Consider the following 26697-nt stretch of genomic DNA (forward strand, 5'->3'; position numbering starts at 1 on the left):
TTGCCCGTCATCGCTGTGCTGCCGAGCGCGGTCGCCGATCAGATCGCCGCCGGCGAAGTGGTCGAGCGTCCCGCATCAGTCGTGAAGGAGCTGGTGGAAAATGCGCTCGACGCGGGGGCCATGACCGTGGACGTGGCGATCGAGGAGGGGGGCCACAAGCTCATTCGCGTCAGCGACGACGGCTCGGGCATGGACCGCGAAGATGTCGCGCTTGCTCTGTTGCGGCACGGAACGTCCAAGATCCGGACCGCATCCGATCTCGTTGGAGTCGAAAGCTTCGGATTTCGCGGGGAAGCTCTCTCCGCGATCGCGTCAATATCGCGACTCGAAATAGATACGAGCCCGGCGGACGGCGAAGGCGCGCTGCTCAGCGCGGCGGGAGGCTCGGCGAGCACGATCTCGTCATCCGCCAGGCGTCGTGGCACCACCGTGAGCGTCGCACAGATTTTCTTCAACACGCCGGCCCGCAAGAAATTTCTCCGAAGCGCGCGCTCCGAATGGCGCGCGATCGCCGATGCGTTGAGCAACATCGCCCTGACCAGGCCCGATGTCCGCTTCACTCTGAGCCATGACGGCAAGGCGGCGCTCGTGCTCCCGCCGGTTTCTTCCCTCCGCGCGCGAGTGAGCGGGATCTGGGGAGGAAAATACGCGGGGGCGCTGCTCGAGGTGGACGACGTCAGCGGAGCCGTGCACACCAGCGGACTGGTGGAGCGCCCGGCGGACGTGGGCACGGCTACACGCCGCATTCTCATATCGGTGAACGGGCGGTCCATTCGCGACACCGGAATAGTGCGGGCCGCGGAAGCTGCGTACCGCTCCACGATTTCCGCGGGGCTCAGGCCTTCGCTCTTCCTCAGCGTTACGCTTCCCGCGTCGACGGTGGACGTCAACGTCCATCCCGCGAAAGCTGAAGTGCGCTTCCTGGAGAGATGGCCCGTCGAACGAGCAGTGGAGACTGCCGTGCGGCGTGCGCTCGGCACTTTCGATGCGTCGGCGGGGCTGGGCGGGCGCTACTTCCGTCCGGCGAGACCCGACCTCGAGTCGCTTGGCGCTGCGCTGGTCAACCACGCATCGGTGCTCTCTTCTTCGCGCGCTCCATCGGAGGGATTGTTCGAGTCGCCCGCATTGAGTGAACCGGCGGCGGACGTGGATCGCCAGGAGATACCTGATCTCTTCCAGTTCCGCCGCACATACATCGCGTTCGAGCATCCCGACGGACTCGTGCTGATTGATCAGCACTCCGCGCATGAGCGTATTCTCTTCGAAGAGTTCATGACTGCGCTCGAGACCGGACACGCGCCTGCACAACGGCTGCTGCTTCCGATCACGTTGCACCTGGGCCCGGCGGAAGCCGACGCGTTTGAGTCCAATCGCGAGTATCTGGAGAAGCTCGGATTCGAGATCGAAGGGTTCGGCGGCAGCACCCTCATCGTGAATACGGTGCCCATGCCGCACCGGCGGTTCGATGCCGAGCGATGCCTGCGGGAGACACTGGACGCCCTCACCGGCAATCGTGTCGCCGGCACTGCTACTCGTCACGAGCACCTGGCCGCGACAGTGGCGTGCAAGGCGGCGATCAAGGCGGGAGAAGCACTGTCGGCGCCGGAAATGCGGGCCCTCTTCGCGTCGCTCCGCGACACGACTCTTCCCGCGCACGACGTTCACGGCCGGTCAACGATTGTGCAGCTCAGCTGGGATGAGCTGGATCGGCGGTTTGGCAGAAAATAGAGTCCGGGTCATCTGCGGACCAACCGCGGCGGGGAAGTCGGCGATCGCCGCAAGTCTCGCGCTGGAGCACAGTGCGACGATCATCAGCGCAGACTCGCGTCAGATCTATCGCGGTTTCGACGTCGGAACCGCCAAACCCGACTGGAGCGAGAGGAAAGCGATCGCCCACGAGGGCATCGACATTGCCGAGCCAACGGAGCGCTTTTCGGCATCGCGGTGGGCAGGCCTGGCGATGCACTGGATGGCGGCATCGCGCGCCGCGGGCCGCACGCCGCTCGTAGTCGGCGGTACCGGCTTCTATATCCGCGCCCTGTTCGATCCCCTCTTCGACGCGCCGGAGCTTGATCCGGCTCGGAGAAATGCGCTCGAGGCATTTCTTGTTGCCAGAAACTCGAGCGAACTCCGGCGCTGGTGCACGGCGCTCGATCCCGCGCGCGCCCACCTCGGCAGGCAACAGCTCTGCCGCGCGATCGAGACCGCCTTGCTTTCTGGTGAACGGATCAGCGCGATGCACGCGGCGGAATTGAGGGAATCGCCGGTGCGTCCGGTCTACCTGATAGTGGATCCGGGTCCCGCACTCGCGGCACGCATCGAGCACCGCGTGGACGCAATGCTCGACGCCGGATGGCTCGACGAAGTGCGCGCCCTCGGCGCGACGGTTCCGGAAAGCGCACCGGCCTGGAAAGCCAGCGGTTATCAGGTGATGAGACGCGTTGCGCGCGGCGAGCTCGATTTGTCATCGGCGCGCGAGCGGATCATTATTGAGACTCGGCAATATGCCAAGCGGCAGAGAACCTGGTTTCGCCATCAGCTTGGCGATGCGCCGGTGGCCCGCGTCGATCCGGACGATCCGGATTGGCAGGCGACCGTTCAACGCTGGTGGAAGGAGTCTTCTTGAAGATCGGGATCACCTGTTATCCGACGTACGGAGGCTCCGGCGCCGTCGCGACCGAGCTCGGCATTGCCCTCGCGGCGCGCGGTCACGAGATCCATTTCATCACGTACCGGCAGCCGTTCCGTCTCCCGGCGTTTCTGCCGAATGTCTTCTTCCATGAGGTGGACGTCGGCCGCTACCCGCTGTTCGAGTACCCCCCGTACGACCTCGCTCTCGCGGTGCGAATGGAGGAGGTGGTGCGGACCCACGGGCTCGATCTGCTTCACTGCCACTACGCCATTCCGCACGCGACGAGCGCGTGGATCGCGCGCGAGATGCTGCGCGAACAGAAGCGCGACGTGAAAGTGGTCACGACGCTTCACGGAACCGACATCACGATCGTCGGCCAGGACCCGTCTTTCAACCTGATCACGAAGTTCTCGATCGAGAAGTCCGACCGCCTGACTGCGGTTTCGGAATTTCTGAGGAAAGAGACCTACGACGCGTTCGGCTGCACGGCGTGCGACGTTGCAGTGATCAACAACTTCATCGATCCATCCATCTACAACCGCGACAAGTATCAATCCGTGCTCAGGAAGCAGCTGGGCGCGGCGCGGCCGATTCTGATGCACATCTCCAACTTCCGGGCGGTTAAGCGCGTCCGCGACGTGGTCGGGATCTTCGCGCGAGTGCACGCCGAGCTTCCGTCGTGGCTGGTGATGGTGGGTGACGGGCCCGATCGCCCGGAGGCGGAGGACGAAGCCCGCGCGCTCGGGATAGACGACTCCGTCCATTTTCTCGGCAAGATAGACGACGTCGCGCCGCTTCTGGCATCGGCGGATCTCTTTCTCCTCCCGAGCTCCAGCGAATCGTTCGGATTAAGCGCGCTCGAGGCGCTGGCGTCGGGCGTACCGGTTGTGGGAACGAACGCCGGCGGTCTGCCTGAGGTCGTAAGGAACGGCGAAACCGGCGTGCTGTGCGGTGTTGGCGACGTGGATGGCATGGCCCGCGAGGCCCTGGCGATTCTTCTGGATCCCGCTCGATGGAGAGCCATGAGCGAGCTTGGTATTGCGGATGCGCGGGAGCGCTTCTCGCTCGATCAGATCGTGAGCCAGTACGAGCACCTCTATACCACCTCTCTCGCAATGTGACGCCGTGACGATTTTTCAGGCGCTGATTCTCGGTCTGCTTCAGGGACTCACCGAGTTCCTTCCCGTCAGCAGCTCGGCGCACCTCGCGCTTGCTCCGTTTTTTTTCGGCTGGAAAGATCCCGGGCTGGCATTCGACGTGGCGCTCCACTTCGGGACTCTTATCGCGGTGCTGTGGTACTTCCGGCGCGAGTGGGCTCAGCTCATTGGGGCGACGATGGGCATCCTGCGCACACGCCGGATCGAGACGGTGGAACAGAAGCGCGTCGCCTTTCTGATTCTCGCGACCTTCCCCGGCGCCATCGGCGGACTGCTGCTGGAGAAGAAAGCGGAGACAGTCTTCAGGGCTCCCGCGTTGACCGCGTCCGCGCTCATCGTCATGGGCATCATTCTCTGGGCGGCGGACAGGTTCAGCGCGCAGGGGCGGCCTCTCGAGAGAATGCGATGGCTGGATGCCCTGCTCATCGGTCTCGCGCAGGTCATCGCGCTGATTCCGGGAGTGTCGCGCTCCGGATCCACGATCTCGGCGGGTCGGGTGCTGAGCTTCGACAGGCAGTCGGCGGCCATTTTCAGCTTCCTGATGAGCATGCCGATCATCGCCGCGGCAGTGATCCTCAAGGCTCCCGACGTCCTCGCTGAGGGCGGGATCGGACTTCAGGTAGTCGTAGGTGTGCTCGCCGCTGCCATCAGCAGCTGGCTCGCCATCGCCGTGCTGCTGCGCTATGTGAGCAAGCACAGCTACGGCGTATTCGCGCTGTACCGGGTCGTTCTCGGTCTGGTTGTGCTGGCGATCCTCTACGTGCGTGGCTGACGATTTCAGATTCGACGGACTGACCGCTGATGAGCTGGCGGAGCTCCTCGGCCTGCCGGGGGTCGAGCTGCTGGAGAAGACGACGTCGACACTGGATGTCGCACACCGGCTCGGCGCAGCGGGAGCGACAGCCGGCACTCTGGTGATCGCTGAACATCAGACCGCGGGAAGAGGAAGAAGCGGCGGCCGCTGGACTTCTCCCGCCGCTCACGGACTCTGGCTGACCCTTCTTGAAAGACCAGCCGATCCCTCGGGCATGGATGTTCTCGCCTTGCGCGTCGGACTGCGCGCCGCGCGCGCTCTCGATCGATTCGCAGCGGAGCCGGTGCGCGTGAAGTGGCCGAACGATCTTTACGTCGAAGACCGCAAACTGGGAGGCATTCTGATCGAGGCGCGCTGGCGCGAGAGCCGGCTCGAGTGGGCAGCGATCGGAATCGGAGTGAATGTCTCCACTCCCGCCGACGTGACCCTCGCCGCCGCGCTCGATCCGGGCACCCGGCGCGTCGAAGTGCTCGCCGACCTGGTCCCCGCACTTCGCGCGGCGGCTGCCGCTCCCGGCCATCTCGCACACATCGAGATGGCGGAATGGGACGCACGCGACATGGCGCGCGGACACCGTTGCGTCGAGCCGGCGCGTGGAATCGTCGAAGGTATCAGTCCCGCCGGTGAGCTTCTCGTTGCGCTCGCCGACTCCATCGCCAGATTCCGGTCGGGCTCACTCGTCCTCGAACAGCCATCATGATCCTCGCCTTCGACGTCGGTAACACAGAGACAACAGCGGCACTCTTTGACGGAGACGCCATCCTCGCCCACTGGCGGGTGACGACGAGTCTCCCGCGCACTCCGGACGAGTTCTCTCTGCTGTTGCGTTCCCTGCTTCACGCGGAGGGAATGCAGCCGGAGGTCGTGACGGGAACCGCGATCTGCTCCGTAGTCCCACCCGTCACTCAGACTCTCGCTCAAGCGTGCGAGGATTGTTTCGGCTCTCAACCAGCGTTCGTGGACGCACGTGCCTCGCTTCCCATACGTCTCGAGGTGGATGAGCCATTGACCGTCGGCGCGGACCGCGTCGCCAACACGCTCGCCGCCAGCCGGCTGTGGCACCGGGACGCGATAGTCGTGGACCTGGGAACGGCGACGACGTACGACTGCATCACCGCGGACGGCGCGTTCATCGGCGGTATCATCCAGCCCGGCGTGAGAACGTCGGCCGAAACGCTGTTTCGCAGGACGTCGCAGCTCGCCGCCACCGAGCTCATCCCGCCGCAACACGTGATCGGAACGCGGACCGACGAATGCATCCGATCCGGCGTGCTGTACGGGGCGGCCGATTCGATAGACGGTCTGGTCGGCCGGATCAAAGGCGAATGGTCCGCCGCCTCTCCCATCGTGATCGCTACGGGCGGTCTTGCCGAGACACTTCGGCCATGGTGCCGGTCCTTCGACGACGTGGACCCGTTCCTTACCCTCAAGGGAGTCCGGATAGGTTACAAGCTTCTCCGGGGCTGAGTATTGCGGCCGCCGTAACAGGCAGTAATGGGGCCGTATGTTATGATGTCGGGTACCCCCTACGCCCACGTGATGTGGCCGGTGAAATGAGTTGGGGTCGAGCTGGGACACGTCAGCCTCCTGGATTAGGTCGCCCCGCTTGAAATAGCTCTTCTTACCGTCTAGCTTAGGGGCATTAGCACTCTCCATGCGTGAGTGCTAATGCCCCTTTTTCATGCCATTCTCAGCAGGAGGGATGCACAATATGGCTACGAAGACCAGCACCAGTGTTTCACCCCTCGCGGACCGCGTCGTCGTCCGCGCAACAGAAGAGACCGAGCAGATGCGCGGTGGACTCTTCATTCCCGACACCGCCAAGGAAAAGCCGATGCAGGGCGAAGTCCTTGCCGTCGGCCCCGGTCGGTTCGAGAAGGACAAGCGCGTTCCCATGGAGCTCAAGGTCGGCGACAAGGTCCTGTACGGAAAGTACAGCGGGACCGAGGTCACGATCGACAATGAGCCGCTCCTGATCCTCCGCGAAGCCGACGTGCTCGCGGTCGTCAGCTAAACCGTAACAAAAGGAATACGATCCATGGCAGCCAAGGAACTCCATTTCAACACTGAGGCGCGCGCTGCACTGAAGCGCGGCGTTGACCAGCTTGCCGAGGCGGTGAAGGTCACCCTCGGACCGAAGGGCAGAAACGTCGTCATCGAGAAGAAGTTCGGCGCACCGACAATCACCAAGGACGGCGTCACCGTGGCCAAGGAGATCGAGCTCAGCGATCCCCTCGAGAACATGGGCGCGCAGATGGTGAAGGAAGTTGCGACCAAGACCTCCGACATCGCCGGCGACGGCACCACCACGGCGACGATCCTCGCTCAGGCGATCTTCCGCGAAGGCCTCAAGAACGTCACTGCCGGCGTCAACCCGATGGCGCTCAAGCGCGGCATCGACAAGGCGGTTGCCTGTGTCGTCGAAGATCTCAAGAAGATGAGCGTCCCGACGCAAGGCAAGAAGGAGATCGCTCAGGTCGGCGCAATCTCCGCCAACAACGACAAGGAAATCGGCGATCTGATTGCCGAGGCGATGGAAAAGGTCGGCAAGGACGGCGTCATCACCGTCGAAGAAGCCAAGGGCCTCGAGACGACGCTGGAGACCGTCGAGGGCATGCAGTTCGACCGCGGCTACCTCTCGCCCTACTTCGTCACCGATCCCGAGAAGATGGAAGCGGTTCTTGAGGACGCGATGATCCTCATCCACGACAAGAAGATCTCGTCGATGAAGGATCTCCTCCCGATTCTCGAGAAGGTCGCTCAGCTCGGCAAGCCGCTGCTCATCATCGCCGAGGACCTCGAGGGTGAGGCCCTCGCCACGCTGGTCGTGAACAAGCTCCGTGGCACGCTCCGCGTTGCCGCTGTGAAGGCCCCCGGCTTCGGCGATCGCCGCAAGGCGATGCTGCAGGACGTCGCGGTTCTCACCGGCGGTCAGGTGATCTCCGAGGAAGTCGGCTTCAAGCTCGAGAACGCGGTCGTCACCGACCTCGGCAAGGCCAAGCGCATCGTCGTGGACAAGGACAACACCACGCTCATAGACGGCGCCGGAGAGGACGACAAGATTCAGGGTCGCATCAAGGAGATCAAGGCAGCGATCGAGAAGACGACCTCGGATTACGACAAGGAGAAGCTGCAGGAGCGCCTGGCGAAGATCGCCGGCGGTGTTGCGATAATCAACGTCGGGGCGGCGACCGAGAGCGAGATGAAGGAGAAGAAAGCTCGCGTCGAGGACGCGCTGCACGCTACGCGCGCTGCGGTGGAAGAGGGGATCGTCCCGGGCGGCGGAGTCGCGCTGATTCGTGCCCAGAAGGCGCTCAAGACGCTCAAGCTCGAAGATTCTGACGAGCAGATCGGCGTCGGCATCGTCAGCCGCGCCATCGAGGAGCCGATCCGCATGATCGTCGAGAACGCCGGTGGAGAAGGCTCCATCGTCGTCGAGAAGGTTCGCAACTCGAAGGAGAGCAACTACGGCTACAACGCTCTCACCGACGAGTACGAGAATCTGGTCGAGGCCGGTGTCATCGATCCGACCAAGGTGACGCGCACGGCGCTTCAGAACGCCGCGTCGATCGCCGGGCTTCTGCTCACGACCGAAGCGGTGGTCGTCGAGAAGAAGGAAGACAAGAACGGCGCTTCGGGCGGCGGCGCGCAGGGCGGCATGGGCGGGATGTACTAGGCTCGGCTCTGCGCTCTAAACGAGACGGGGTCGCGAAAGCGGCCCCGTCTTTTTTTGGAACATCGCTTGCGTTTGGATGTGTGAATACTGTCTTGCGAAGGATGAATCGAATGAATCGATGGAACAAAGCGGCGACCGCCGCTGCAGCTATTACAATCGGATCTTTCTCTCTCATCGGCATGGCCAGCCCATTCGTGGACGGTCGCGAATTGAATGGGCCGAGGCTGGTTGCCGACCTCTCTGACAAGATCCTCTACGTCTACGAGGGTGACTCCGTAGTGGACATGTACGACACCGCTTCGCGATGACGCGCTCTCCGCTGGATCTCGATCAGGCGACGATGAAGCGGCTCGGACATCGAGTGGCGGACCTCGTCGCGGACCATCTTGCCAACATCCGGGAAGAGCTGGTGATCGCCGCTGCGCCGCGTCACGCCCTGAACGAATCGCTGCTCATTCCCGCGCCGCGCGATGGTACGGAATTCGAATCCCTCATCGCGACTCTCCGCGAGAATGTCTTTCCGTATCACGCTCGTGAGCCGCATCCGGGTTTTCTGGCCTACGTTCCGAGCTGTCCGACTTTTCCCGCGCTGCTCGGAGACTGGATCGCCACCGGCTACAACTTCTTCGCGGGCGTCTGGCCGGTGGCGGCAGGGCCCAATCAGATCGAGATGGTCGTGCTCGAGTGGATCCGCGAATGGATGGGTATGCCGGCGGGCGCGAGCGGGCTTCTCACGTCGGGTGGCTCGGCGGCAAACATGACGGCGGTCGTCGCGGCGCGGCACGCGGCGATCGAGAATGGGGCGGATATCTCCAAGCTTACGGTCTACACATCAGCGCAGGCGCACTCATCAGTCGTGCGCGCGGCCTGGATCGCGGGCATCAAGCGCGAGAACGTGCGCATAATCGAGATGGACGATCTGTTTCGCATTGTGCCGTCCGACCTGGACCGCAAGGTCGCCAGCGATCGCGATGCCGGCCTCGCTCCGTTCCTCGTTGTTGCGAGCGCCGGAACCACAAACACCGGTTCGGTGGATCCCATTCACCCGGTCGCCGACTTCTGCGTGAAGGAGAATCTGTGGCTGCACGTTGACGCAGCGTATGCGGGATTCGCTGCGCTTACCGCAGAAGGCAGCCGCATGCTCGACGGAATCGAGCGTGCGGACAGTCTCACGCTCGATCCACACAAGTGGCTATTCGTTCCCTTCGAATGCGGATGCCTGATGGTTCGCGATCCGGCGCGGCTCGAGGCGGCGTTCCGTATCTGGCCGGAGTATCTGAAGGACGTCGAGCCGGGCGAAGAGGAAGTCAACTTCGCCGATCGCGGCGTGCAGCTCACACGATATTCGCGTGCGCTCAAGATCTGGATGTCGGTGAGCTATTTCGGAACCGCCGCGATCACTCAGGCCATTCAGGACGGCATGGACCGGGCGCGGCTTCTCGAGTCGCTCATCCATGAGTCCGATGACTTCGAGTCACTATGTCCGGCGCAGTTCGGAATATTCTGCTTTCGCGCCAACCCGCGTCACGTGCCTGCGGAAGCTCTCGACGCGCTCAACGAGCGAATCAACGCGCGCGTCGTCTCCGAAGGAAGATTCCTCATCTCATCCACCCGCCTGCGGGGACACTTCTCGCTGAGGATGTGCACGCTTGGCTTCCGCACGACGCACGACGACATTCGCGACCTTTTCGCTTCCATCGAGCGCGCATTGCACACCGAGCTCGGCGAGCTGCAGGTGGATGGTGCTTCTGCCGGAGCGGCTATCGCGCCATGACTGCGCGCCTGGCGGCTCGCGGCTCGAGCCCGCCGTAACCCATGTCGAGATCGAAGCCGTTAGCTCCGACGACGTCGTCGCGCCTGCCGCTCCCGAGAACGCACAGCTTCACTGCGAATCCCCGCTGACACGGTACGCTACCTCGAGCTGCTTCCTCGCTTTCGCGCCGAGGGAGACATGGCGGCGAGCCATCATTCGCTCGGCTACCTCGAGGAATTTCCCCGATTCGAATCGCGAGTACGGCTCGGTGTCGCCCCACGCGAACGGCGGAACGTGCTTCGGCGAAGTGTGCGCACCATAGATACTGGCGCCGGCACCCATGACGCAGCCGGTCGTCAGCATGGTCCCGATCCCCGTCTTGGCGTGATCGCCTATGAGGCTGCCAAGAAACTGCAGGCCAGTGTCCCTCAGACCGTGCGGAGTCCACATCTGCACCGGCCCATAAGTGTTCTTCAGGTTGCTGGTCGTGGTGCCCGCGCCGAGGTTTACCCAGCGGCCGATGTACGAGCTCCCGACGAACCCCGTGTGTCCCTTGTTCGAGTGCCCGAGCATGATCGTGGACGAGATCTCGCCGCGTACCTTGCACATGTCACCAATGGAGCACGAGCGAATCGCGTCACCCACGACGTGCGAGTCCTCGCCGATGTAGCACGGGCCGACGATTCGCGTGAACGATGCGATGGTCGCACCTCGCCGGATGAGCACGGGTCCTTCCGATGCATCGAGAACCACGAACGGCTCGATGCCGGCACCCGTATCGCAGTAAATGCCGTGCTTGCCGATAACGGTGGCGTTTTCCACTACCGCGCCGGAAAGCGTTCCGCCGATCAGGGGAATGTCCTCAGAGAGCTGATCGGACAGCTGTCCCACGAGATCCCAGACCGCGCGCAGCCACCGTCCTGCGATGGGAGTCGGCTCCGCGTCGCCGGCGACCAGACTCTCCAGCGTCAGCGATCCGTCGTCGAGCCCCGCGATGTCTATGGACTTCCGCAGCCTGACCGCGCAGACCGCGCCGTCACAGCTGAAGGCCGCGCTGATGTCGTCAATCGCCGCGTCGACTGCGACGACGAACCGCGAGTTGGCGATGACCGATCCCGCCGGAATGGTCGTCTCGCCGGACACCGCGGGAGGCGCGTCGAGCTCCTCGAAGCTCGAAAGATGCGGCGCTCCGATGAATCCGTACGCCTTGGTCCGCGCCACGCGCTCCCACCGGAGGCGGATGATTTCCGCGCCGGCGCGCAGCTCGGACACCGGCCGCGTAAGCGCGAACGGCTCGAAGTTGCGCGCAGTGGCATCATCGTAGAGATAGAGTCGCTTCATACGATGTCGCGAAGACGCGCCGGCAGGGAATCAATCAGGTTCTTGAGATCGGCGGATCGGTCCGTCGTCGTCACCAGCGTCAGCCCTCCTCTCGTAACCACGACCAGATCCGATACGCCGTACAGAACGACCGTGCTGCCTTCCGCATGGACGACGTTGCCGGTTGCGTCGAGCGCGTGAACGTCGCCGCTCACGACATTGCCGTTGGAATCTTCCGGCTTTACCCGGCGAAGAGCGCCCCACGTCCCGACATCGTCCCATCCGAAATCTCCGGTCACGACACGGATGCGTCCGCTTCGCTCCAGAACACCGACGTCAACCGAAACCGGCTCGACGGCGTCGAAAAACGCCGGCAGTCCATCGTCGGAATGTCGCGCGAGCGCGTCGGATACCTCGGGCGTCAGCGATCTGACCTCGGAAAGAAAGTCGCCGACGCGCCACGCGAAGATCCCGGTGTTCCACAGATATCCCTCGTGAACCATCCACTCCGCGCGCGCTCTGTCCGGCTTCTCGACGAATCGGGTAACAGATCGCGCGCCGCTCTCGGTCTCCGGGCCGGGCTGGATGTATCCGAACCCGGGGTCAGGGCGGGTAGGTACGACGCCAACGGTAACGAGTGCCTGCTCCATGAGCGCGACACGCTCCGCCGCCAAAAGCGCGTCTCTGAATGCGGCATCGTCGGCGATCGCCCAATCGGCGTGGACGCAGATCATCGTCGCCTCGGACCCGCTGCGGCGCTCTATCTCTCTCGCGGCCCACGTCAATGCGGCTGCAGTCCCCGCTGGCTTCGGCTCGGCGATGATGTTGGCCGGCGGAAGAGAAGGCGCGACCGCGGAGACCGCGCTGGCCAGCGACGCACTCGTCAGAACCAGAGTTCGCTCGGGCGGAACGATGTCCCCGAGCCTGCCAATCGTGTTCGAGAGGAGCGGCTCATCGTTGACCAGAGGAAGAAGCTGCTTCGGACGCGTCAGCGTGCTGAGAGGCCAGAAGCGGGAGCCAACGCCCCCCGCGAGAATTACAGCCCACCTAGTCATTGGATTCACCTGCGGAATCGTCGCTCGCCACACCCGTGAGCTTCGCGATGAGCGCGTACAGCTTCTTCGGGCTGAACGGCTTGGTGAGGAAGTCGGTCGCGCCGCTCTTGCGGGCTTCTCGCTCGTATTCTTCCTCGCCCGCGGCAGTGAGAATGATGCATGGCAGGTCCCTCCAGCGCGGACTCGAGCGAATGCGGTCGAGAACATCGAGGCCGCTCAAGCGGGGCATCATGAGGTCGAGCACCACGAGGTCTATTCTGTCCTCCTGCTCAAGGATGTCCACCGCTTCCTGTCCGTCGAATGCGAGCGTCACCCGGAACGGACCCTGCTCCATCTTGATCTTGATTATTCGCCCGATGTGTGCCTCGTCGTCGGCGACGAGAACGTGGCGCTCTTCCACTCCAGTATCGGTCATGCCGCGCTAGAAAAGACGGGCGATGGATTCGCGATGCCGGCGGACGTCGTAAAGGAGGCTGCCCAGGTCGGCCGACCTCGATGTCAGCACGCAGAGCAGGGCGTCGTCCCCGACAGATGAGACGACGGCGTATCCGTTCTCCTGCTCGATCAGGGCGATGCGCATCTCGCCCCTGCCCGTCGTCGCACCGATCTCGTCTGCGGAAGCAACGATTCCGGGAACTCGCGCTGCCAAACCTTCCGCGTCGAGGCTGGTTGCGCACTGGCTGTCGATCAGCAATCCGTCGCGGCCGAGGACCACGACGGCCTCGATGCCGGGCCGGTTTCGGATGGCGACTGTCAGGTCGCGAATGCTCGGCATCAAGGCTCCGTGGAAAGTATTGCGAATCTGGAGATCCCATGAAATCTAGTCAAGCGTATTCGCTTGAACTGCCACGAGTTACAGGGTATTATCGAAACCGGGGCGACTCTGTCGTCCCACTTCCCTTAATGCAGGTTATGAATCCTCGCAGATTGGCGTTGGCGTTAATCGCCAGCGCATCCGTCCTGTCGGCTTGCGGCGATCCCGCGTCGCTCCGCGCCGCGCTGCCTACGGTCCAGGACGTATATACGGTATTCGCCCTCACCGGCACGCCAGCGGCGTATCCAAGCGGAATCAACACGTACATCAGGTCGGCGATGCGTGTGGACGGAAACGGCAATTTCGATGTCGCCTTCGATCTGGATGCCGCCGGGCGCGTGATCGTGCTGCCGGTACAGAAGGTGGTCAGCTTGCTCTCCGGCACGAGGAAGGTGGGCATCAGAAAAGTCGCCGGAACGTTCGCCGAGGTGACGCTGGCGCCGAGCGGCACATATGCTGACTCCGTCGTCGTCGCCTCTCGGGGCGACATCGTCGTTGTCCAGGCCGTGCGCAACGGCTCCGGCGATGCCTGCCAGTTCAACATCTCACCCTACATCTACACCAAGATGCTGATCGACTCGGTCGCCATGGCAACGCGCACTATCGTCGTGCAGACCGTGCTCGACCCCAATTGCGGCTTCCGCTCGTTCGAATCGGGCGTACCGGCGAAGTAGAAAATGCACGATCTGCGCATGGTCCGGGAGCATATCGAAGTGCTTCGTGACGGCATGCGCCGTCGCGGCAAGCTCGACGCGCTCGCCCCGGTAATCGACCGCGCCCAGCAGGTAGACACTGAGCGCCGCGGCCTGATCCAGGCTGTCGAAGAGAGAAAGGGCGCCCGCAACAGCATCAGCCAGGAAGTCGCCCGCCGCAAGCGAGCCGGTGAGAATGCGGACGAGCTTCTCGCACAATCTCGCACTCTGGGCGAAGAGATCGCGCGTCTCGAGGGTGAGCTTGCGATTCTGGAATCCGAGCTCGAGCGGGCGCTGCTCGAGATTCCGAACATCACCCTTCCGGACGTTCCGGAGGGCGGGGAGGAGAACAACCGGCACGTGCGTTCATGGGGATCTCCGCGGGACACGGCGGGACTCAAGCCCCATTGGGAGTTGGGCGTATCTCTGGGCCTCATAGACTTCGAGCGCGGCGCGAAGATCAGCGGTTCCGGCTTCATTGTTTTCCGCGGGAAGGGCGCGCGCCTCGTCCGCTCGCTGATGAACTTCATGCTCGATCTGCATACCGCCGAGCACGGATACGAGGAGACCTGGGTCCCCATCGTCGTGAACCGCGCGTCCATGACGGGAACGACGCAGCTCCCGAAGTTCGAGGACGACATGTACGCAATCCGGGATGAGGAGCTGTTCCTCATTCCCACAGCGGAGGTGCCGGTCACCAATCTTTACGCCGGTGAGATTCTCGCTGCGGCCGACCTTCCGCGCGCGATGACGGCCTATACGCCGTGCTTCAGGCGGGAAGCTGGCGCGCACGGCAAGGACACGCGCGGCCTCATCCGTGTGCACGAATTCGACAAGGTCGAGCTGGTGCGCTACTCGACGCCCGAGACATCGTCCGACGAGCTCGAGCTTCTGACCGGACAGGCCGAGAAGGTTCTGCAGCTCCTCGGCCTTCCATATCGTGTCGTGCTTCTCTCCGCGGGCGACACCGGTTTTGGAAGCGCCAAGACGTACGATCTCGAGGTGTTCGCGCCGGGCGTGGGCGTCTGGCTGGAGGTGTCGTCCTGCAGTGTCTTCACCGATTTTCAGGCACGGCGCGCCAACATCCGCTACCGTCCCGCGGACGGCGGGAAGCCGAGATTTGTTCACACGCTGAACGGATCAGGAGTGGCTTTCCCGCGGGTGATCGCGGCAATCATCGAGCACTACCAGAATGCGGACGGCACAGTGGACGTTCCGGAAGTGCTGCGACCGTATCTGGGAACCGACCGGCTGAGCTGAGTCGTGCGTCGGCTCGCCCCGGTCACGCTGGTCTCGGTCTGCGTCGCCGCGCTGCTCGTCTGGTACGTCATCTACACACAGGGAGTCGTGCGTGAGTTGAGGCGCGAGGCGTCGCGGGTCGGCCTCATGTACGCGCGCGTGTACGACGGCCTCAACGATCCCGGACCCGATGCTGCCACCACCGCGCTCCTCGGCCTTTCGCGCCACATCCGCGAGTCCGGAGTTCCGCTCATCATCACGGACTCCAAAGGAAATCCGACCGCCGCGGCAAACCTGCCGCGCGAGCTCCCCCTCGACTCGCCGGAGATTCGCGAGTTCGTGTCCGCGCTCGACCGGCAGAACCGCCCGATCGCCGGGGGCGACGCGGGGACGGTTCATTTCGGCAATACGCCGCTCGTGCGCGGGCTTCGGATCATCCCGCTGCTCCAGTCATTGCTGATTGGGATGTTCCTGCTCGCGGGCGCGTATGCCCTGCGCACCCGGGGCCGAGCCGACCGCGAGCAGATCTGGGCGGGAATGGCGCGTGAATCGGCGCACCAGCTGGGCACGCCGATCTCGAGCATGAGCGGATGGATCGAGCTTCTTCGCGAAGCTGGCGGGGATGCGATGACGGAGAGCGCGCTGGCGCACATGGACGGCGATCTCGAGCGTCTCAAGCGCGTCGCCAACCGATTCGAGAGGATCGGCAGGCCCCCGCGGAAGGAGAAGGTGGACATGGGAGATCTGGTCGAGCGTGTCGCGACCTATTTCCGTGCCCGCGTTCCCACTCTCGCGCAGCGGGTGACGGTGCGATCATCCCGTGGCGACGGGCCGCTGGTAGTGAGCGGTGACCCGGTACTTCTCGAATGGGCGATCGAATCCCTCGCCAAGAATGCGATAGACGCGCTTGCCGGCCGCGATGGGCAGGTAGAGATGTCCGCCATGGCGCTGCCGGAAGGCCGCGTGCGGGTCCGGGTGAGCGACAACGGGCCGGGAGTGCCGCAAGAGCTCGGCAACAGGATCTTCGAGCCCGGCTTCAGCACCAAGGAACGTGGATGGGGTATCGGGCTTCCCCTGGCGCGGCGGATCGTGCGTGACAACCACGGCGGCGAGCTCGTGCTCACCCCGTCCGAACGCGGAGCAACATTCGATATTATCTTGAGTTGATGAATGAAACGCTGGATGCCACCGGGTCTTCCGCCTCTTCCGGTGATGCAGAGCCCCTCGCGCGGCTCAACCCTGCACAGCGCGAGGCCGTACTCCACTTCGAAGGCCCACTTCTCGTAATAGCCGGCGCCGGCTCCGGCAAGACGCGCGTGCTGACCACGCGCATCGCGCGCCTGATTCAGCATCACGGAGTGGATCCGACTCGAATTCTGGCCGTCACCTTCACCAACAAGGCCGCGGGCGAGATGCGCCAGCGCATCGTGAAGCTGGTGGATTCCGATCTGAAGGGCATGTGGTGCGGAACGTTCCACGCGATCGGCGCGCGCATGCTGCGCGCGAATGCGGCGTCTGTCGGCCGCACACCCAACTTCACGATCTACGACGAAGACGACACGCTCGGCGCGGTCAAGCGGGTCATGGAAAAGGTCGGTGTCTCCCCGAAGCAGTGGACACCGAAATCCATCGTCTCTCCGATCTCGGACGCGAAGAACGCACTCGTCACTCCTGCCGAGTACCAACAGGTCGCTCTGGATCCGCTGTCGCGCGCCGCTGCCGCCGTTTACGCCGCACTCGAGCCTGCGCTTCGCGCTGCAAATGCCGTGACCTTCGATGACCTTCTCGTGCTGCCCGTACAGGTGCTTCGCGAGAACGCTCCCGTCCTGGACCGCTACCGGCAGAAGTTCCAGTTCATCCTGGTGGATGAATACCAGGACACCAACCGCGCGCAGTTCCAGTTCATCAAGCTGCTCGGCGGCGGCCACGGCAATGTCTGCGTGGTAGGAGACGACGATCAGTCCATCTACGGCTGGCGCGGCGCGGATATTCGCAACATCCTCGACTTCGAGAAGGAATTCGCGTCGGCGCGCGTCGTGAAGCTCGAGGAGAACTATCGTTCTACTTCGTCCATCCTTGACGTCGCCAACGCCGCCATCAGCGCGAACGTCGGCCGTCGCGGAAAAACGCTTCGCTCAACAAAGCCCGGCGGTGAGAAGGCGACGCTTTATGCCACGCTCGACGAGCGCGACGAGGCAGACATGGTGGTGGACGAGATCCGTTCGCGCCAGGCGTCGGAGAAGCGCTCGCTCCGCGATTTCGCGATTCTCTATCGCACCAACGCGCAGAGTCGTGCTCTCGAGGATGGGCTGAGAAAGAACGCCATTCCTTACCGGCTCGTGGGCGGAGTCCGGTTCTACGACAGAAAGGAGATTCGCGATCTGATGAGCTATCTCAAGCTCATCGCGAACCCTTCGGACAACGAAGCATTCCGCCGCGCGGTCTCGGTTCCCCGGCGCAAGCTCGGTGAGACTACCATCGAGGCGCTCGGCGAGATCGCGACCCGTGCCGGCGTCAGCATGCTCGAAGCAGCGGGACGCGCCGATCTTCTCGACAGACTTCGCGGCGCCGCGCAGGCGGGGCTTCAGGAGTTCGCCGCGCTCATCCACCGGCTGCGCGACAGAGCGCGTGAAGCCAGCGTTGACGAGCTGCTTCGCGAGCTGGTGGACGCCATCCGCTATGGCGACTACCTGCAGGCCGACTCGCCGGAGACGGCACGGGACAGAAGCGAGAACGTCAGCGCGCTCATTGACGGCGCGGCCGAGACCGTCGTGGACGATGGAGGCGAAGTCGGACTCACGCCGCTCGATCATTTTCTTCAGCGCGCCATGCTCGTCGCGCAGACAGACGCTCTCGATCCGAATGCGGACGCCGTGAGTCTGATGACGCTTCATAATGCCAAGGGGCTCGAGTATCCGGTCGTGTTCGTGACTGGTCTCGAGGACGGATTGTTCCCCGGCGCAAGCTCGATGGAGGACGCGGATCGGTTGGAGGAGGAGCGTCGTCTTTTCTACGTCGGCATCACGCGTGCCGAGCGCAAGCTGTACCTCTCGTTTGCTGAGAGTCGCAGGCGAAACGGTCAGATGATGCAGTCCCTGCGGTCCCGCTTCCTGGGCGATATTCCCCCCGCCATGCTCGAGGAGAAAAAGACGCTCAAGCTCCGGTCGACCGGAAGGATGACATTCTCGCGCGACGCGATGTCGCGCAACGAGGGATTCGGGCAGACCGCATGGCGTGGCGGGCCCTCCCGCCAGTCACACGAGGTTCCGGCGTGGCGCGGCTCGAAGGCAGCGGCCGTCGAGGCAGCCGATTCCGCGCCCGCCTATTTTTCCGGTGAGCGGATCCGGCACAGGCTCTTCGGCGGCGGACGCATCGAGGAAGTCTCCGGAACCGGCAGGGACGTGAAGGCCGTAATCGAATTCGACGATGCCAACGTCGGACGCAAGACTATCAAACTGGCATACACAACTCTGGAGCGGGGACAGGGCTGATGGCTGTCACACACGATGACGTGCGCCACGTCGCGGAGCTCGCGCGGCTGGGAGTGGACGAGGACCGCCTCGACCACCTCGTCGCCGAGCTCAACGGCATCCTCGAACATATGGACGTGCTGTCGCAGGTTGACACGACGGAGAGCGAGAAGACGATCTCCGCGCCGACCGAGTGCACTCCCCTCCGCTCCGATTCGAGCGGCCCGATCCCTCTGCTGTCACCTCTCGAGAGCTTCGCCGCATCCATGCGCGACAGACTCTTTCTCGTGCCGCGACTCGCGACTCACGAGGACGACGCCGGCCGCACACCATGAATACGTCCGAATTTGCATCTCTTCGGGCGACAGCGATTGCGGCGCGTGTCGGGGATGGCAGCCTCGCGCCGGCGGATGTCGTGCAGGCCAGCTTCGCGCGCGCCGCTGTAGCGGGCGCCGGTCGCGACGAGCTCAACATGATTCTGTGGAGCGATCGCGATCAGGCGCTTCGCGACGCCGCCGGGCTTGCCGAGGGCATGGCCCGCGCGGGAACCGGCGGCCGGCTCGCCGGTGTGCCCATCGCCCTCAAGGACAACATCGCCACGCTTTCGCTGCCGACTACCTGCGCGTCGAAGATCCTCGCCGGCTACGTCAGCCCGTACGAAGCGACCGCGGTGACGCGGCTCCGCGAAGCCGGGGCGATAGTCGTTGCGAAAACCAACATGGACGAGTTCGCGATGGGCTCGTCCACTGAGAACAGTGCGTACGGACCGGCGAGAAACCCGCACGACATCCGGCGCGTTACTGGCGGCTCTTCGGGCGGATCGGCGGCGGCGGTGGCTTCCGGCATCACCCCGATTGCTCTCGGATCGGAGACGGGCGGATCGGTCAGACAGCCCGCGGCTTTCTGCGGCGTAGTGGGAGTGAAGCCGACATACGGCCGCGTCAGCCGCTACGGCCTCGTCGCATTCGCGTCTTCCCTCGACCAGATCGGCACGTTTGCCGCGAATGTGGACGATGCGGCGCTCGCTACGGAGATCATCGCCGGCGTCGATCCGAAGGACTCGACGAGCTCTTCGGTCACGGTCGGATCTTACCGCGACCAGTTCCTCTCCATCGCCAGCTCTCCGGCTCCGCTCGACGGCCTCACGATCGGTGTGCCGGAGGAATACTTCCCGGAAAATCTCGATGCCGGCATTCGTCGTCAGTGTGAGCGGGCGATAGATGCGCTCAAGTCGGTCGGCGCAAAGGTCGTGGACGTCAAGCTGCCCCACACGAGCCTGGCGATACCCGTCTACTACATCGTTGCGCCCGCCGAGGCGTCGTCCAACCTCGCGCGCTTCGATGGAGTGCGCTACGGCCATCGCTCGTCTCGCGGTTCGACTCTTCGCGAGATGTTCGCCGAGACCCGGTCAGAGGGATTCGGGCCCGAGGTGACGCGCCGCATTCTGCTTGGAACTTACGTGCTCTCGGCGGGCTACTACGACGCCTATTACCGGAAAGCGCAGGCAGTGCGCGCGCTGATCACGCGCGATTTCGGAAACGTGTTTGGAACCGGCATCCACGCGCTGTTCACGCCGACTACGCCGACCACGGCGTTTTCGATCGGCGCGGTCACCGATCCATACGAGATGTACCTGAGCGACATCTTCACTGTCACCGCGAACCTCGCGGGCGTACCGGCAATGTCAATTCCGATCGGTAGGGAAGGCGGATTGCCCGTCGGCGGGCAGATCATCGCCGGCCATTTTGCCGAGTCCACGATGTTCCGCGTTGCATACGCGCTCGAGGCGGCACTCGGCGGGGAGGCGCACAAGTGAGCTCGACGCGCTATGAGATGGTCGTCGGGCTCGAGGTTCACGTTCAGCTCAAGACGAAGAGCAAGGCGTTCTGCGGCTGCTCTACGGATTTCGGAGCTGCGCCGAACTCGAACACGTGTCCTGTCTGCCTCGCGCTGCCCGGAGCGCTTCCCGTGCTGAACGAAAAGGCCGTCGAGCTCGCAGTGCGCGCGGCGCTCGCGCTCGGATGCACACTTCATCCCGTCTCGATCTTCGCGCGCAAGAATTACTTCTATCCCGATCTCCCGAAGGGCTACCAGATCTCGCAGTTCGATCAGCCTCTCGCTACAGGCGGCAGTGTGACAATCGACATCGGCGAAGGCGAGAAGAAGATCGGTGTGACGCGTGTGCACATGGAGGAGGATGCCGGGAAATCGCTTCACGACAGGTATCCCGGAGCGACCGCCATAGACCTCAACAGGGCAGGTGTGCCTCTCATCGAGATCGTGAGCGAGCCGGACATGCGGTCCTCGAAGGAAGCGGGCGCGTACCTCCGCACGTTGCGGCAGATCCTGCACTATGTGCGCGTCAGCGACGTGAGCATGGAAGAGGGAAGCCTGCGTGTGGACGCGAACGTCAGCGCGCGCCCCATCGGCCAGAAGGAGCTCGGCACGAAGACCGAGGTCAAGAACATGAACTCGTTCTCCGGCGTCGAGCGCGCTCTCGACTTCGAGTTCGCGCGACAGCGCGCGCTGCTCGATCGCGGAGAGATGGTCACACAGCAGACGTTGCTATGGGATGCGGCGAAAGGAGAGGCGCGCGTCAGCCGGACCAAGGAGGGAAGCCACGACTATCGGTACTTCCCGGAGCCGGATCTGGGCCCGCTCGTGCTCGACACCGAATGGGTCAACGGAATCAGGTCGTCGATTCCCGAGCTGCCGGGCGCGCGCAAGGGACGCATCGCAACCGAGTACGGGATCGGTGCCGGGGAGATCGAGCAGCTGACGTCCAACCCGGCGCTCACCGATTATTTCGAGAGCACCGCGCGCGAGTCAGGAGATCCGAAAGCCGCGGCCAACTGGGTGATGGGCGAGGTTCAGGCGGCGATCAATGCGACGGGGACTCAGATCGAAACGCTGCGCGTCCGCCCGGCTGATCTGGCACAGCTCATCAAGCTCATCGGCGATGGCCTCGTCAGCCACGCTGCAGGCAAGAAGATATTCGCACTGATGGTGGAAACCGGAAAGCCCGCGGCGCAGATCGCGCACGACTCGGCGCTCCTCCAGGTGGGCGATGACACAGCGCTCGCCGGCTGGATCGACGAAGTTCTGCGCGAGCACCCGGAAGAGGCCAGGCGCTATCTCGCCGGCGAGCGGAAGCTGCAGGGAGTACTTGTCGGAATGGTAATGAAGAAGTCGGCGGGAAAGGCCGACCCCAAGCGCGTGAATCAGCTGCTGATGTCGCGGGTGGGCGCCGGATAAACCGGCTCACCGAGTTTCGACGAGTAGGTGAGCGTGGACGCGGGCATTCCGAAATACGCGCGGGCCTTGTCCACCACGACCGCCTCGTCACCCGCCCGCAGCGCGGCACGCCTGACGCGCTTTGCTTCGCGCAGTGCGTCGAGCCCCGCCGGATCGAGCGAGTACGGCTCCGCCCCATCGAACCTGTTGAACAGGTCCACGATGTAGTCGTACGAGCGCGTCATGTACGCGCCGATCTCGTTCTGCGGCAGGTCCCAGCGGCTTTTTTCCGACACCATCTGAAAGATCCGCTGCCATGACTCGGTATCGGTGACGTACACCATGCCCCGGAATATTCGGCGGTTGGTCGGTGTGCTGAAGATCGTCGGGCTCAGAATTCTGTCGAGATGCCCGTCGGAAGCCGAATGATCGAGGAGAATGATCTCTCTCGCGCGCCGACTGAATCGCTCGCCCACATGCGTGTCAATGCGGCTCTCCCAGTAGCTGTGGCCGAGCGCAGCCGTGGTGGACGTTATCGCGAGCTGATGCGGAACGAAATAGTTGTGCGCGACCGTATCTGCCGCGAGATGCGCGAGATAGCCGAGTCCGAACGCGCGCATCGGCTCGGGCCCGGCCTCGTTGTAGATCTCGAGGCCGACATTCCACGAATGGCAGTGACGTCCGGCTGCGGCGTATTTCTTCGCGATGCTCGTGTCGGCGGCGATGCTTCCATAAAGAAAATCATACGGGAACGCCGCGATTGTCTGTGCGATTGACGACGGCAGGAGCGACAGCGACCGCATGATCGCTTCGCCGAGAAAGATATGGGTGCCCGGAGTCCACGCGTGTGCTGTGGAGGGCGTGGCGGCGATCGCGATGAGTGCGACGCCGGCCACGCAGAACAGGAACACCAGGGGCTGTCGAGCCGACAGCCGTATGGCCAACCTAGATCCCGATCCGCTTGCGCTGCCGCCGGACCGCTTTGCGGAGGTCGTTCATCTCGGCGCGGACAACGTCGTTGATCGCCTCGCGTGCGCCATCTACGTACTCGCGCACAGAGTCGGCGATGTCGTCAACCGGTACGGAGTCCATGAGCTCTTCGCCGCGCTCGCGGGCAGCGTGATACCCGCGTGCCGACCGCTCGCCGGCCCACCCGGCGGCGTCCCGCCCGCGCTCCGCGGCCCATCGGGCTCCCGGAGCTGTGCGCTCACCCGCCCAGCGTGCGCCTCCGAGGCCGGCAAGAGCGGCCCACTTCGCGCCCCTGCCCGTCGCGCTCAGCATCGGCGCGATCGGCCGGCGGCCGCTCGGTCCTGTGCGGAAGATCAATGTCACTACGGCCCCCACGACTGCGCCGAGAAGGGCCGCGGTCAGGAGGTCAAACTGCTGCTCACTCTCGCCTTCCGAAGTCGTCTCGCGGACGGACGCGCGGGCGTGGCTTCTCCCACTCGGAGTCGCCTTCAATGTATCTGTCATCCAGATCCTCCTCCTTATCGAATGCTTCATGAATGCCGGTGCGAACGCCGCGCAGCGTGGACGCGGTGGACACGAACGCGGCCTCCGCCTCCTCCTGCACCACTGCCAGGAGCGCGTTGAGCTCCTTCACGCGGTCCTCGGCCGCGGCGACCGAGGCGACGAGCTTCTGATTGGCGGCGGCGATCGTCTGGCTCACCTGCTGCACGTCAACGCGGATCGACGTCGAGATGTAATTCACGTTGTCGGCGATCGTGCTGGCGTGCCGCATGATCGGATTGATGTCGCCATAAATCCGGTCGAGCATGTCGCTGACCTTCGCGTAGCTCTTCCGAAAATTCCACGCCGCGGGGACCAGAGCCACCGCGAGAATCAGCAGCGCGATCGAAGCGAGCCCGCTGGCGTACGTCGTGAGCTTCTCGAACGTGGACGCTTCCGACTGCACTTGCTTCGTGATGATCGTGTCGGGGAGCGCAGCGGCGGCCTGCAGCAGCCAGTGTGCTCCCGTCGTCAGCCATTCCGTCATACGCGCGTTGTGTGCAAGGGTAAGGCCATCCCCGGCCATCGTTGTGTGAAACGGTACAAAGAGTGCTACGCGCAATATATTAGCGCAACCGCGCCCACGTTCCGGCTCTGGCCACGCGGTTGAACGATCGTGAGCCTTCCCCGCATCTGATGAGAGAAATGCCCGCTGTCCAATATATCGTAGAGGGAGGGCGCACCCTCCACGGCACCATCCGCCCTTCGGGGAACAAGAACGCAGCACTTCCGATCGTCGCCGCCGCGCTGATCTCGGACAAACCCGTCCACCTCGAGAATGTCCCGCACATCCGCGACATCGAGACGCTGATGGAGCTCATCGCCTCCGTCGGAGCATCGGTCCAGTGGACCGGCGACAACTCACTGCGAATCGAAGCGAAGGAGCTCACCGCTCGGGACCTCGACGCCGGACTGTGCGCCAAGATCCGCGCATCCATCCTCCTCGCCGCACCGCTGCTCGTGCGCTGCGGCGAGATCATTCTCCCACCCCCCGGCGGCGACGTGATCGGACGACGGCGGCTCGACACGCATTTCCTCGCTCTCGAGCAGCTCGGCGCCAAGGTCACGCTCGGGGAAGGCCTGCTCCGGCTGTCGGTAAAGGAATTCCGTGGCGCCGATGTGTTCCTCGACGAGCCAAGCGTTACGGCGACCGAGAATGCCCTCGTCGCCGCCTGCGCCGCCTCGGGCAGAACGATCCTGCGCAATGCCGCGAGCGAGCCGCACGTTCAGGATCTCGCGAACTTTCTCCGCGCGCTCGGCGCCGAGATCAGCGGCGTCGGAACCAACTGCATCACCATCGAGGGAGGGCGGCCGCTCGGGAAGACCGAGGTCACGCACAGGATCGGTCCCGATCACATCGAGGTCGGCTCGTTCATCGGTCTCGCCGCTGTGACTCGTTCCGAGCTGCGCATCGAGCAGGCGGGGATCGAGCACCTGCGCTCCACGCGCATGGGATTCGAACGGCTCGGCATCGTCTGCGAGGTGGACGGCGACGATCTGATTGTTCCCGCGAAGCAGACACTCAAGATTCAGGCGGACATGGGCGACCACGTGCCGAAGCTGGAAGACCAGCCATGGCCGGCTTTCCCGGCCGACACCATGTCCATCGCGATTGTCACGGCGACGCAGTGCGAAGGGTTGATCATGATGCACGAGAAGATGTTCGAGTCCCGGCTCTTCTTCGTTGACAAGCTCATTGCGATGGGCGCGAGGATCGTGCTGTGCGATCCGCATCGCGCGCTCGTGTCCGGCCCTTCGCGGCTTCGCGGCGCCACTCTCGACTCTCCCGACATCAGAGCCGGCATGGCGCTGCTCATCGCCGCTCTCTGCGCGGAAGGGAAGAGCGTGATTAACAACGTCGGTCAGATCGAGCGCGGCTACGAACGGATCGATCATCGTCTGCGTGCGCTCGGCGCGTCCGTCGAGCGCGTCGCCGACCGGCGCAAGTGAGGGGCGGTCCACGACAGGCATTGAATCACCAGGCGGTGCGCCGATGACGGCCGCCCCCGGATCCATTCCGCGACAGGACGTTGCTGAATTCGCGGGGTTCGGCATCGGCGCGTTCACGACGACGCGTGATGCGGGAACGTTCAGCTTTTCGGGCCCCGATCCCGTCGGCGAAGTCATGGCGCGATGGACCGGACTGCAGGAGGAGCTGAGCGCCCAGGCCCGCCGCATGGTGATCGGAAGACAGGTGCAAGGCTCGAACGTGCTCACCCACCGCGGAGGATGGGAAGGACTTCTCCGCACGGGAGAGGCGGACGGGCACCTCGCGGCGGAGCGGGGAATCGTGCTCACAGTCTCCGTCGCCGACTGCGTTCCGATTTTCATCGCCCACCCGAGCGGGATAGTCGCCCTTCTCCATTCCGGCTGGCGCGGCACGGTCGCACGGATCATTGACGCCGGCATCAGCGCCTACGCGCGTCTCGGCATGCCCCCCGACGAGCTGAAAGTCCACCTCGGACCGGCGATCTGCGGCCGGTGCTACGAAGTGAGCGCCGAAGTAAGGGCACAGTTCACCGGCCAGCCCGTCAATCGTCCCGGCAAGGTGGACATCCGCTCACTCATCGCCGAGCACGCGAGGGAAATCGGCGTAACCGACGTGAGCGTGAGCTCCGACTGTACCCGCTGCGACAACGACCGATACTTCTCGCACCGTGCGGGCGACACCGGCAGGCAACTAGGGGTGATCGTAGCCGGGCTCTGGTAGGATGATCGCGCTCGCCCTCATCGCCTTGACTCTATAAGTAGCGAGGCCTAGATTGCCATGAGTCGCGCGACGATCGCCGCGGACGGAAATGTGGGGATGCCCCCCACATTTTTTTGTTTCGTGAAGGTGGCTCGAAAGAACATGAGCGAAGCGCCACAAGACATTGTCGTTTCAGAACTTGCCCCGCTTGGACTGGAGCTTTTTGAACTCCGGACTGGGGGCACGAAAAACCGGCCTGTCCTCGATGTTCGCATCGAGCGAAAGGACGGCGAGAAGATCACTGTTGACGATTGCGCACGGGCATCACGCGCGATCGAGGCGAAGCTGGATGCGGGGAACGCCGTGGGCACGAGATATGTCCTCGAGGTCTCCTCGCCCGGGGTCGAAAGACCTCTCCGGAATGCCGCCGACTGGGGGAAGTTCGTGGGCCGCGATGCGGTTGTCACGACTGACTCCATCGAAGGCGCCGCGGGACTGAGCTCGAAAGAGGTTCGCATTGCCAGGGTCGAAGGGGATCCGGGCGCAGAAATTGTCATTGTCGAAGACGCGTCGGGCGCTGCCCATCGTGTTCCGCTTGCCGCGGTCAGAAAGGCGCGGCTGGCATTCAACTGGAAAAGGTAAG

At 63.9% G+C, this 26697-nt stretch carries 28 protein-coding genes; 20 read left to right on the forward strand and 8 right to left on the reverse strand.

Features of this window, described 5'->3' with window-relative positions:
* From mutL to Q7S20_01600, 10 genes are all read left to right on the forward strand, one after another.
* The gene (gene mutL / locus Q7S20_01555) at positions 1-1728 is read left to right on the forward strand and encodes a DNA mismatch repair endonuclease MutL (protein ID MDO8500512.1); all 1728 of its coding nucleotides are present in this window, start codon (positions 1-3) and stop codon (positions 1726-1728) included.
* Complete coding sequence (miaA, locus tag Q7S20_01560; GenBank protein MDO8500513.1) at positions 1715-2626, forward strand: tRNA (adenosine(37)-N6)-dimethylallyltransferase MiaA; 912 nt, start codon at positions 1715-1717, stop codon at positions 2624-2626. The genes mutL and miaA overlap by 14 nt, the downstream gene beginning before the upstream one ends.
* Positions 2584-3753 (forward strand): N-acetyl-alpha-D-glucosaminyl L-malate synthase BshA, encoded by a 1170-nt coding sequence (gene bshA / locus Q7S20_01565; GenBank protein MDO8500514.1) that lies wholly within the window; start codon positions 2584-2586, stop codon positions 3751-3753. The genes miaA and bshA overlap by 43 nt, the downstream gene beginning before the upstream one ends.
* A 4-nt stretch (positions 3754-3757) precedes the next feature.
* Positions 3758-4561, forward strand: coding sequence for an undecaprenyl-diphosphatase UppP (gene uppP / locus Q7S20_01570; protein ID MDO8500515.1), 804 nt, complete (start codon positions 3758-3760; stop codon positions 4559-4561).
* A complete protein-coding gene (locus Q7S20_01575) occupies positions 4554-5303 on the forward strand; it encodes a biotin--[acetyl-CoA-carboxylase] ligase (GenBank protein MDO8500516.1) in 750 nt (249 codons plus the stop codon). Before uppP ends, Q7S20_01575 begins: the two co-directional genes overlap by 8 nt.
* The gene (locus Q7S20_01580) at positions 5300-6070 is read left to right on the forward strand and encodes a type III pantothenate kinase (protein MDO8500517.1); all 771 of its coding nucleotides are present in this window, start codon (positions 5300-5302) and stop codon (positions 6068-6070) included. The genes Q7S20_01575 and Q7S20_01580 overlap by 4 nt, the downstream gene beginning before the upstream one ends.
* A gap of 244 nt (positions 6071-6314) precedes the next feature.
* Positions 6315-6617: a co-chaperone GroES gene (locus Q7S20_01585; GenBank protein ID MDO8500518.1), complete on the forward strand. Its 303-nt coding sequence runs from the start codon at positions 6315-6317 to the stop codon at positions 6615-6617.
* Between the two features lie 24 nt (positions 6618-6641).
* Positions 6642-8279, forward strand: coding sequence for a chaperonin GroEL (groL, locus tag Q7S20_01590; GenBank protein ID MDO8500519.1), 1638 nt, complete (start codon positions 6642-6644; stop codon positions 8277-8279).
* Positions 8280-8389: 110 nt separating this feature from the next.
* Positions 8390-8587, forward strand: coding sequence for a hypothetical protein (locus Q7S20_01595; GenBank protein ID MDO8500520.1), 198 nt, complete (start codon positions 8390-8392; stop codon positions 8585-8587).
* Positions 8584-10053 (forward strand): aminotransferase class V-fold PLP-dependent enzyme, encoded by a 1470-nt coding sequence (locus Q7S20_01600; protein MDO8500521.1) that lies wholly within the window; start codon positions 8584-8586, stop codon positions 10051-10053. The genes Q7S20_01595 and Q7S20_01600 overlap by 4 nt, the downstream gene beginning before the upstream one ends.
* Here the strand turns inward: Q7S20_01600 and Q7S20_01605 are convergent.
* Genes Q7S20_01605 through Q7S20_01625 form a run of 5 tightly spaced genes read right to left on the reverse strand, consistent with a single transcriptional unit; the run spans position 10040 to position 13182 of the window.
* Entirely contained in the window at positions 10040-10165 is a 126-nt protein-coding gene (locus tag Q7S20_01605; protein MDO8500522.1) for a hypothetical protein, read from the reverse strand. The genes Q7S20_01600 and Q7S20_01605 overlap by 14 nt on opposite strands.
* Positions 10162-11373, reverse strand: coding sequence for a putative sugar nucleotidyl transferase (locus Q7S20_01610; GenBank protein ID MDO8500523.1), 1212 nt, complete (start codon positions 11371-11373; stop codon positions 10162-10164). Before Q7S20_01610 ends, Q7S20_01605 begins: the two co-directional genes overlap by 4 nt.
* Entirely contained in the window at positions 11370-12407 is a 1038-nt protein-coding gene (locus Q7S20_01615) for a sugar phosphate nucleotidyltransferase (GenBank protein MDO8500524.1), read from the reverse strand. Before Q7S20_01615 ends, Q7S20_01610 begins: the two co-directional genes overlap by 4 nt.
* Positions 12400-12822 carry a response regulator gene (locus tag Q7S20_01620; GenBank protein MDO8500525.1) on the reverse strand — a complete coding sequence of 141 codons (423 nt, stop codon included), beginning with the start codon at positions 12820-12822 and terminating at the stop codon, positions 12400-12402. Before Q7S20_01620 ends, Q7S20_01615 begins: the two co-directional genes overlap by 8 nt.
* 6 nt (positions 12823-12828) lie before the next feature.
* Positions 12829-13182, reverse strand: coding sequence for a roadblock/LC7 domain-containing protein (locus Q7S20_01625; GenBank protein ID MDO8500526.1), 354 nt, complete (start codon positions 13180-13182; stop codon positions 12829-12831).
* Positions 13183-13319: 137 nt separating this feature from the next.
* Between Q7S20_01625 and Q7S20_01630 the strand changes: the two genes are divergently transcribed.
* The 7 genes from Q7S20_01630 to gatB are packed head-to-tail and all read left to right on the forward strand — an operon-like array spanning position 13320 to position 21877.
* Positions 13320-13895: a hypothetical protein gene (locus tag Q7S20_01630; GenBank protein MDO8500527.1), complete on the forward strand. Its 576-nt coding sequence runs from the start codon at positions 13320-13322 to the stop codon at positions 13893-13895.
* A 3-nt stretch (positions 13896-13898) separates the two neighbouring features.
* Positions 13899-15173, forward strand: coding sequence for a serine--tRNA ligase (serS, locus tag Q7S20_01635; protein MDO8500528.1), 1275 nt, complete (start codon positions 13899-13901; stop codon positions 15171-15173).
* A gap of 3 nt (positions 15174-15176) precedes the next feature.
* The gene (locus tag Q7S20_01640) at positions 15177-16319 is read left to right on the forward strand and encodes a HAMP domain-containing sensor histidine kinase (protein MDO8500529.1); all 1143 of its coding nucleotides are present in this window, start codon (positions 15177-15179) and stop codon (positions 16317-16319) included.
* Positions 16319-18643: a UvrD-helicase domain-containing protein gene (locus Q7S20_01645; GenBank protein MDO8500530.1), complete on the forward strand. Its 2325-nt coding sequence runs from the start codon at positions 16319-16321 to the stop codon at positions 18641-18643. The genes Q7S20_01640 and Q7S20_01645 overlap by 1 nt, the downstream gene beginning before the upstream one ends.
* A complete protein-coding gene (gene gatC / locus Q7S20_01650; protein MDO8500531.1) occupies positions 18643-18957 on the forward strand; it encodes an Asp-tRNA(Asn)/Glu-tRNA(Gln) amidotransferase subunit GatC in 315 nt (104 codons plus the stop codon). Before Q7S20_01645 ends, gatC begins: the two co-directional genes overlap by 1 nt.
* The gene (gene gatA / locus Q7S20_01655) at positions 18954-20438 is read left to right on the forward strand and encodes an Asp-tRNA(Asn)/Glu-tRNA(Gln) amidotransferase subunit GatA (GenBank protein ID MDO8500532.1); all 1485 of its coding nucleotides are present in this window, start codon (positions 18954-18956) and stop codon (positions 20436-20438) included. Before gatC ends, gatA begins: the two co-directional genes overlap by 4 nt.
* Positions 20435-21877: an Asp-tRNA(Asn)/Glu-tRNA(Gln) amidotransferase subunit GatB gene (gene gatB / locus Q7S20_01660; GenBank protein MDO8500533.1), complete on the forward strand. Its 1443-nt coding sequence runs from the start codon at positions 20435-20437 to the stop codon at positions 21875-21877. Before gatA ends, gatB begins: the two co-directional genes overlap by 4 nt.
* Here the strand turns inward: gatB and Q7S20_01665 are convergent.
* The 3 genes from Q7S20_01665 to Q7S20_01675 are packed head-to-tail and all read right to left on the reverse strand — an operon-like array spanning position 21844 to position 23852.
* Positions 21844-22800 carry a zinc dependent phospholipase C family protein gene (locus tag Q7S20_01665; protein MDO8500534.1) on the reverse strand — a complete coding sequence of 319 codons (957 nt, stop codon included), beginning with the start codon at positions 22798-22800 and terminating at the stop codon, positions 21844-21846. The genes gatB and Q7S20_01665 overlap by 34 nt on opposite strands.
* Position 22801: 1 nt before the next feature.
* Positions 22802-23329 (reverse strand): hypothetical protein, encoded by a 528-nt coding sequence (locus tag Q7S20_01670; protein MDO8500535.1) that lies wholly within the window; start codon positions 23327-23329, stop codon positions 22802-22804.
* Positions 23244-23852 (reverse strand): DUF948 domain-containing protein, encoded by a 609-nt coding sequence (locus Q7S20_01675; protein ID MDO8500536.1) that lies wholly within the window; start codon positions 23850-23852, stop codon positions 23244-23246. Before Q7S20_01675 ends, Q7S20_01670 begins: the two co-directional genes overlap by 86 nt.
* A 158-nt stretch (positions 23853-24010) precedes the next feature.
* Between Q7S20_01675 and murA the strand changes: the two genes are divergently transcribed.
* From murA to rimP, 3 genes are read left to right on the forward strand one after another with little or no spacing between them, the layout of a single operon-like run.
* Positions 24011-25315 carry a UDP-N-acetylglucosamine 1-carboxyvinyltransferase gene (gene murA / locus Q7S20_01680; GenBank protein MDO8500537.1) on the forward strand — a complete coding sequence of 435 codons (1305 nt, stop codon included), beginning with the start codon at positions 24011-24013 and terminating at the stop codon, positions 25313-25315.
* Positions 25316-25358: 43 nt separating this feature from the next.
* Positions 25359-26075, forward strand: a complete 717-nt coding sequence (locus tag Q7S20_01685) for a polyphenol oxidase family protein (GenBank protein MDO8500538.1) — start codon at positions 25359-25361, stop codon at positions 26073-26075.
* 57 nt (positions 26076-26132) lie between these two features.
* Positions 26133-26696: a ribosome maturation factor RimP gene (rimP, locus tag Q7S20_01690; GenBank protein ID MDO8500539.1), complete on the forward strand. Its 564-nt coding sequence runs from the start codon at positions 26133-26135 to the stop codon at positions 26694-26696.
* The last annotated feature ends 1 nt before the right edge of the window (position 26697 follow it).

It is taken from the genome of Gemmatimonadaceae bacterium, assembly GCA_030647905.1.
Taxonomy (GTDB): Bacteria; Gemmatimonadota; Gemmatimonadetes; order Gemmatimonadales; family Gemmatimonadaceae; genus UBA4720.

Excerpts from the sequence above, each read along its gene's own strand:
- Q7S20_01580 (MDO8500517.1), top strand. The coding sequence starts at position 5,300 with ATGATCCTCGCCTTCGACGTCGGTAACACAGAGACAACAGCGGCACTC.
- Q7S20_01585 (MDO8500518.1), top strand. The coding sequence starts at position 6,315 with ATGGCTACGAAGACCAGCACCAGTGTTTCACCCCTCGCGGACCGCGTC.
- groL (MDO8500519.1), top strand. The coding sequence starts at position 6,642 with ATGGCAGCCAAGGAACTCCATTTCAACACTGAGGCGCGCGCTGCACTG.
- Q7S20_01595 (MDO8500520.1), top strand. The coding sequence starts at position 8,390 with ATGAATCGATGGAACAAAGCGGCGACCGCCGCTGCAGCTATTACAATC.
- Q7S20_01600 (MDO8500521.1), top strand. The coding sequence starts at position 8,584 with ATGACGCGCTCTCCGCTGGATCTCGATCAGGCGACGATGAAGCGGCTC.
- Q7S20_01610 (MDO8500523.1), bottom strand. The coding sequence starts at position 11,373 with ATGAAGCGACTCTATCTCTACGATGATGCCACTGCGCGCAACTTCGAG.
- Q7S20_01615 (MDO8500524.1), bottom strand. The coding sequence starts at position 12,407 with ATGACTAGGTGGGCTGTAATTCTCGCGGGGGGCGTTGGCTCCCGCTTC.
- Q7S20_01620 (MDO8500525.1), bottom strand. The coding sequence starts at position 12,822 with ATGACCGATACTGGAGTGGAAGAGCGCCACGTTCTCGTCGCCGACGAC.
- Q7S20_01625 (MDO8500526.1), bottom strand. The coding sequence starts at position 13,182 with ATGCCGAGCATTCGCGACCTGACAGTCGCCATCCGAAACCGGCCCGGC.
- Q7S20_01630 (MDO8500527.1), top strand. The coding sequence starts at position 13,320 with ATGAATCCTCGCAGATTGGCGTTGGCGTTAATCGCCAGCGCATCCGTC.
- serS (MDO8500528.1), top strand. The coding sequence starts at position 13,899 with ATGCACGATCTGCGCATGGTCCGGGAGCATATCGAAGTGCTTCGTGAC.
- Q7S20_01645 (MDO8500530.1), top strand. The coding sequence starts at position 16,319 with ATGAATGAAACGCTGGATGCCACCGGGTCTTCCGCCTCTTCCGGTGAT.
- gatC (MDO8500531.1), top strand. The coding sequence starts at position 18,643 with ATGGCTGTCACACACGATGACGTGCGCCACGTCGCGGAGCTCGCGCGG.
- gatA (MDO8500532.1), top strand. The coding sequence starts at position 18,954 with ATGAATACGTCCGAATTTGCATCTCTTCGGGCGACAGCGATTGCGGCG.
- Q7S20_01670 (MDO8500535.1), bottom strand. The coding sequence starts at position 23,329 with ATGACAGATACATTGAAGGCGACTCCGAGTGGGAGAAGCCACGCCCGC.
- Q7S20_01675 (MDO8500536.1), bottom strand. The coding sequence starts at position 23,852 with ATGACGGAATGGCTGACGACGGGAGCACACTGGCTGCTGCAGGCCGCC.
- murA (MDO8500537.1), top strand. The coding sequence starts at position 24,011 with ATGCCCGCTGTCCAATATATCGTAGAGGGAGGGCGCACCCTCCACGGC.
- Q7S20_01685 (MDO8500538.1), top strand. The coding sequence starts at position 25,359 with ATGACGGCCGCCCCCGGATCCATTCCGCGACAGGACGTTGCTGAATTC.
- rimP (MDO8500539.1), top strand. The coding sequence starts at position 26,133 with ATGAGTCGCGCGACGATCGCCGCGGACGGAAATGTGGGGATGCCCCCC.